The following is a 6,672-nucleotide window of genomic DNA, read 5'->3' on the forward strand; positions in this document are numbered from 1 at the left end:
TAACAAATACTATTTCTAATGTTACTAATAACCCTTATATAAATAATTTGAAAAATGTTGATAAAATATTAGATGAAATATTAAAGAACGAATCTCTAAAAAACGCGAATTTAAAAATAGAATATGGTATAAATGGTATTGGTATACTAACAGTAGTAGCAGGAGCAGGAGCAGTAGAGGAATATACAATCGGTATAGGGAGTAATACTATTTCTGGATTGCGTGGATTGATAGTTCCTGATCAAGAAATAATAGATAATTCGCCTAATAATCTTGATAAACAAGCCCCAACACAAGGTACGAAACCAACAAACAACATAAATAATAAAAATAATACGCCGACAAACGGTACTTCAACTCAACCAACGAGTGAACAGTCCCTAGAATCTTCGATAACAACACCTGGGGATATGAAATTACTTTAAATAGTAATAGTAACTAACAATATTAAGGAATATTATATGGTAGAACTAGAACAGAATAACCAACAATCAACAACATGTAACCAATCAAAAGAAGAACTAATAATACACCGTCAAAAGGTCTGTGATATTTTAGAAACATTTTTAACCATTTTAAATTACGAGGCTGATAAAACAGAAATTTATTGTCATGGTAATTTTTCTAATAAAGAATTTTCTTATCATGATAAAGGCCTCACAAAAAATGTTGACTTATCTGTTTTTAAAAATAGAAAGTTAACATCCGATAATATAAAAGAATTTCAAAGAGACTTACAAGAAAAAGATTCTGATAATTTTGTAGAAAAACTGTATAATTTTTTTAAGGAAGTAGAAGGAGTTTATTTAAACAAAAATACTTGGCCTATCCAAGATCCACTTAGTGCTTATTCGAGTGATATTACTAACATTATCAAAAAAAGCTATGCTATTAACTCTCCGAACTCTGAATCCGACACAACTACTAGTGCTAGCACTAAAGCACCGAACCACAATAATGCTAGTCCAAACACAGGTGTATTACCTCCTGTGCAATCAAATAATTTGATTATACCACTAGTAAGTTCAGAAAATTATTTCAATGAAATTTCAGAAAAATTTAAAGAATATGACGGTAATTTTAATTTTAGAGATATGAACAATTGGCTTTTTCAAGAAAATAGACAAGGTAGATTTGTTCGAAGACCAATACAAGGAATTAATCAAGAAAATCAAACGAAAGAATTAAATAATCTTATAGAAAAAGTAGCAAACAAACATATTCTTAAAGAAAAAAGAAACTTGTATGAGGCAATTAATAATATTAAATTTGAAGAGAAAACACCAATTAATAACAAAACTCAACTTTCAACCGCTTTAAGTAGAATCAAGGTAAATGATAAAGAACTTACAATAGGAGATGATAATATTGCAATTACTTCTGATAGTGTCACGATTAATATTAGGGGCATAGACATTCCTTTGTCGCATGACAACAAGTTAATATTACGAAAAGAAGGTTTCTTTGGGGAATATGGAGAAGTAGGAAAACCATTTTCTTTTTATCAAACAGGACTTGCAGACGCTGTGAAGAAGAAGAATAGTAAAGAAGGAGTATTTACTAAGTTAAAAGAAGACGGAATTGAACCGCAAAAAAAAGATGGAAGTATTTCTTATTTAAGAAAAAATAATACAGTTGTTACAGTTGTTGATATTCCATCAGATGTAAAAAAAGAGTTAGATAAAGAATATTATAATATCAAAGGACTAGATGAAGAAATGCGTGAAAAGCTGAAGGCTGTAGATCCCAGATTAATTTCTGCTCTTCAAGCTAGGAATACTGGAGCTGCAATATTTTTACATTTTCAGCTCTTTCAGGATCCTGACTATACAGGCTGTAGCTTGGGCAGTGAAAAGTTTAAATTAATAATTGATTACTTATGTCAAACAGAAGTAGATCCAAAAGAAAATTTTACACCTAAAAATGAAAAATATTATGACAGCTTTAATAAAGGACCTTATTTTGCACAAGCGACATGGGCAATCAAAAAAAATGGAAATAGTTACACGTTAGAACAACTTAAATTTCCAGAAGATGCTGTACCAATAGGTACTAATAAGAATTATTTAGAAGACTTTATAGATGAATGGGAAAAAAAAGGATGCACTATAAGAAATAAATATTGTGGCAAAGATTTTCACTATTAAGGTTTATTATTTATAATAAGGAATAATTATGGAAACAATTAAGAAGGTTTTTAACAATATATCAATTAAAGGTTATTGTATTGGGTTATCTGGTTTATATAAATATGCGAATGTATATTTGTTTATCATTGGTGCTGTAATATTAAGTATTGGATTAATTGACTTAGCAATGGCTCAAGATGTTGGAGGTGACGCAACAACTTCTGGTGGAGTAGGAGCTGGAAAAATTATCAAAGACCAATTGTGTAAAATTCTCCAACTGCTAGAGGGGGCATTTGGGGCGTTGGTAATGGTAGTTGCTGGTCTTGCGGCAGTTGTTACGGCTGCAATGGGAGCTTATAAAATGGCAATGTCTTGTGTAGTGATTGCTTGTGGCTCATACATTGTCAGGGCATTTTTAGTATTATTTTTTGGTGAGTCAATTGTTGAAAAGTGTGATGTTGGTGGAATTAAACCCAGTGGTAAGTAAGAAGTAATAGTTGAAAAAAAGTTCATAGCTTTACCACACACAACAAACAACAACTCACATGCAACTGGTGTAAGGTTCTTTGTAACAACTATTCTTGAGAATAACTTATTTTTGCAACATATAAAAAATTATACTGTAGCACAGCCAAAACAGCCAATCCTAGCTGCTACAGTAATTCCTTTTCGCCAGCGAAGGGAGGGAGAATTTTACTCATCTTGATGAGCTGATAATATTTACCTTGAAATTCTGGGAAATTCTGGTACAGGGTTCTTTTTATAAAAAGAAAATTATTAGAACGTAAAATTGAGTGCGAAACATTACTAATTTTTCTATGAATATTTAATTTTTTGACACACAATCTAAAACATGCTACCTACTACTAAAAACTAAAATAGCATGTTTTTAATTGTTTAATTTTATTAAATAATTTATATGATATAAAATTAAATATTTAAAAACATTATTATTTTTAATATATTATAAATATTACATCTTACTTATGTAATTAAAATAGCATGTTTTATGGAACATATTGATTTTTTTGGAAGAAATGATGAATTAGAGACCTTAAATAGCTTTTGGGAACAAAAGGGGTCAGGCTTTACTTACATGCGTGGCAGAAGACGTATTGGAAAGTCATGGCTTTTAAAACACTTTCAAGCAAAACACAAGAACTGCTTCTATTACATGGGGCGTCCTGACGAAACCAAAGAAGAAATTTTTATAGATTTTGTTAAAAAATGGGTTTTATTTTCGAAAGAAACCCTTCTTGAAGACTTGCGTCCTGAATTAATTAGCTGGAGTAGAATATTTTCTGAAATCTTAAAATATGCAGAAAAACAAAAAGAACCTCTAATTTTGTTGTTCGATGAGATTCAATGGATTGCTAAAAAAGGAGCTGGCTTTATAGGTTCTATCAAGGAAGCATGGATAGATTGGGAAATGTCAGGAAAGATAAAGGTTATAATTTGCGGATCTTCAAATAAATTTTTCTCTAAATATGTTGGCGGTGAAGAAAAAATACTAAGAGGAATCAGAACTTTTAACGATATCACAGTTAAACCTTTTACATTAAAAGAAACAAAAGATTATTACTTAAAAAACTTTTCCAATGAAGAAATATGTCTAACTTACATGATGTTGGGAGGATGTCCTTATTATTTAAGCACTCTAAACCCCAGCCTAGGCTTTATACAAGCCATAAATTCAACGATTTTCACTAATAAAACTATCTTCTTAAAAGAAATTTATGAGATATTAAATTTAGAATTTAATAAAAATGGAGCAATGTCTGCTACAAAAATATTGTCGTCACTTGGGCAAGATGGAAAAACAGTAGCCAACATAGTTAAACTAACAGGTTTAAATCCAACTGTCGTGCTAAGAACTGTCAAAAACTTATTAGAGTATGATTTAATAGAGGAAAAAAATTTTTTCGGAGAAAAACAAAAAAGAAATAATGCAGGAACAAGCTACATTGTAAAGGATTTTTTCTTAAATTTTTATTTTCAAATAGTTTTGCCGTTAAAATCAAGAATTGAAATGAATGAGCAAGGATTATTATTTCCTCAATATTGCATTAAGTCTAAAAAAGGTTTTTACATTGAAAATTTTTCAGGCAAAGCGTTTGAAAAATTAATTTCTTATATTCTATCATGTAAATTTTATTCTCTTAAAAAAGCCCCAAATATTTTTAAAAAACTTTTATTAAACGATGTTGACTTTACAGTTGGAACTTATAGCAATCAAGATGTCCAAATTGATATTGTTGTAGAAAATAAAAGCGATAGAATTGTAAGATTAATAGAGTGCAAATGGCTTTCAAACACAGATTTTTCATTAGAAAATGTCTGCAAAAAGCTTAGCTTATGCAATTATCCCAAACCTAAGGGATTCATTAAAAAGTATTATCTGGCTTTATCGCAAGATGTAACTTCAAACATGCTTGAAGTTGCAAAAAAGTATGACGTAGAATTAATCGGGTTGGAAGATCTATTTTAAATGTACGAACATACAAGTATAAAATCATAATCATAGCGTTCGGCTAAAAATTTTATTAACGTTATTACCTCTTCAACAATTTGTATTTCATCGATAAAAATTAGAGTTTCATGTGGTATTAATTCAGCAATCTGCATTAGCGAAATATATTTCTTTCTTTTTAGTGTTAAAAAAGTTAAATCAATTTTGCACTTGGTTGATTACCTGGTTGGTTAAAGATAAATCAAAATTTTCAGTTGAACCAAGTTAAATATTACAAATAAGTTCTATAATTTTAGTATATTATATTAAAAAGCGTAAAAATAAAGTGTTGGTTTATTTTTACGCTTCTAATTTTAGAATCAATTTGTTAACTTTATAAATATTATTTAGAAACCTCAAAGTTAGCCTGATAGCTTCAAGAGTTTGTTAATTTTTAAAATTAACAAAAAATAAAAATTATTTTTTAAATATGACGGAAAAAAAATATCTTACACGCACTTTAACGTCAGATCTGCTACGCATATCAAACAATGATAAGGTGTTACTTATAAACGGTCCAAGACAAATTGGAAAAACAACTTTTTTGCAGCATATAGCCGAGTCGGGACGTAAATATGTAACCTTTGATAACAAGACAGATTTGCAATTTGCTAAAACTGATTCAAAAGGTTTTCTCGAAACATTTGCGCCACCAGTTATTTTTGATGAAATTCAATATGCTCCTGAATTATTCCCTTGTATTAAAATGTTAGTTGATTCATCAGATGCACGTGGGCAAATATGGATGACTGGCTCACAACAATACAACATGATGGAGAATGTTACCGAATCTCTAGCTGGGCGAGTTATAATAATAGATATGCTAGGGTTATCACTCTATGAAAGAGACGGTTTAGGGGAAAAACAAAAAGCATTTTTGCCATCAGGTAATCCACAGGCAATATTAAAAAAGCGAAACATTCCAGAAACATTTAAGTTAATCTGGCAGGGAGCATTTCCTGACGTAATATATCGAGACGAAAAGAGTCGTAAAGATTTTTACGATTCATATGTGCGAACATACATTGAGCGAGATGTAAGTAAAATAATAAATGTTTCTAATGAAGTTGCTTTTATAACTTTCCTAAAAATTGCTGCAGCCCGAACAGGGCAAGAGTTAAACATTGCCAATATTGCAAAAGATGTTGGGATTTCTCAGCCGACGGTAAAAAACTGGCTTTCTGTTCTTAGAGCCTCAGGCATTATTTATTTTTTGCAGCCGTATTTTAAGAATATTACGAAACGCCTTATTAAATCCGCAAAGATGTACTTTCTTGATACAGGACTTGCGGCGTATTTAGCGGGCTGGACGACGTCTGAAGCGCTAGAAACAGGTATTTCTGCAGGAGCATTTTTTGAAACATTTGTTGTAAGTGAAATACTAAAATCGTATTATCACAATGGAGAGACGCCACAGCTGTATTTTTTCCGTGACGATAAAAAGCATGAAATAGATTTGTTGATTTACAAAGACGGCATGTTTTTTCCAATTGAAATAAAAAAACATGCTTCTCCTACTAGAAGTGATATTTCAGCATTTGAAATTTTTTCAAAATTAGAAAAAGTAAGCTACGGTTGCGAGATCTGCCTAACCCCCAACCTTCAACCACTTACACCTAACGTAGTTGCTCATTCGATTTGGGATATTTAACTACAACTTAAGTTAATTAGAACCAAATTTATAGATCCTAGCTAGCGTAAAATTTGATTAAAATACTGTCCAAAAAGCGTAAACGCCTAGTTATTATTTTTGTTTCCGTTCTCTTTTTAAAATTTTTTAAGATTTTACGAACTTTTCAAGAATCCCCCCCCCCAATCTCTATTGAATTTTCTTCCAGTGCAGTAACCCTGCCCCAATTGTCTAAAAAAAAGGGTCATTTATTTTGGACAGTTTTAAATGCGAGGTTTTAGCAGCCGGCAGTGAGTTTTTTATCATGTTTTTGGAATAGATTTTTATAGGGAATTAAAAAGGTTTAAAGTGTTATGAGTGGTGTATTAGTAAGTAGTAAGATTAATAATTCTAATCAATCGCAA

Annotated in this window: 6 protein-coding genes; 5 read left to right on the forward strand and 1 reads right to left on the reverse strand. The window is 30.6% G+C overall.

Translation table 11 applies throughout. The annotated features are described in order from the left end of the window. The 4 genes from LBD57_RS02765 to LBD57_RS02780 form a co-directional block, all read left to right on the forward strand. Window positions 1-425: hypothetical protein (locus tag LBD57_RS02765; RefSeq protein WP_373469817.1), on the forward strand; the 425-nt coding region annotated here is incomplete at its 5' end. A 36-nt stretch (window positions 426-461) separates the two neighbouring features. Next, on the forward strand, window positions 462-2,147 hold the full coding sequence (locus tag LBD57_RS02770; RefSeq protein ID WP_373469818.1) for a hypothetical protein: 1,686 nt from the start codon (window positions 462-464) through the stop codon (window positions 2,145-2,147). A 28-nt stretch (window positions 2,148-2,175) separates the two neighbouring features. After that, a complete protein-coding gene (locus tag LBD57_RS02775) occupies window positions 2,176-2,616 on the forward strand; it encodes a hypothetical protein (protein WP_373469819.1) in 441 nt (146 codons plus the stop codon). A 522-nt stretch (window positions 2,617-3,138) separates the two neighbouring features. Then, a complete protein-coding gene (locus LBD57_RS02780; RefSeq protein ID WP_373469820.1) occupies window positions 3,139-4,617 on the forward strand; it encodes an ATP-binding protein in 1,479 nt (492 codons plus the stop codon). Here the strand turns inward: LBD57_RS02780 and LBD57_RS02785 are convergent. Beyond that, a complete protein-coding gene (locus LBD57_RS02785; protein WP_373469821.1) occupies window positions 4,614-4,754 on the reverse strand; it encodes a hypothetical protein in 141 nt (46 codons plus the stop codon). The two genes, LBD57_RS02780 and LBD57_RS02785, sit on opposite strands and share 4 nt — an antisense overlap. A gap of 314 nt (window positions 4,755-5,068) precedes the next feature. Here LBD57_RS02785 and LBD57_RS02790 point away from each other — a divergent pair, with 314 nt between their 5' ends. Then, window positions 5,069-6,289 (forward strand): ATP-binding protein, encoded by a 1,221-nt coding sequence (locus LBD57_RS02790; protein WP_373469822.1) that lies wholly within the window; start codon window positions 5,069-5,071, stop codon window positions 6,287-6,289. Window positions 6,290-6,672 lie beyond the last annotated feature (383 nt).

This window comes from Candidatus Endomicrobiellum cubanum (assembly GCF_031278955.1).
In the GTDB taxonomy this organism is placed as follows: domain Bacteria; phylum Elusimicrobiota; class Endomicrobiia; order Endomicrobiales; family Endomicrobiaceae; genus Endomicrobiellum; species Endomicrobiellum cubanum.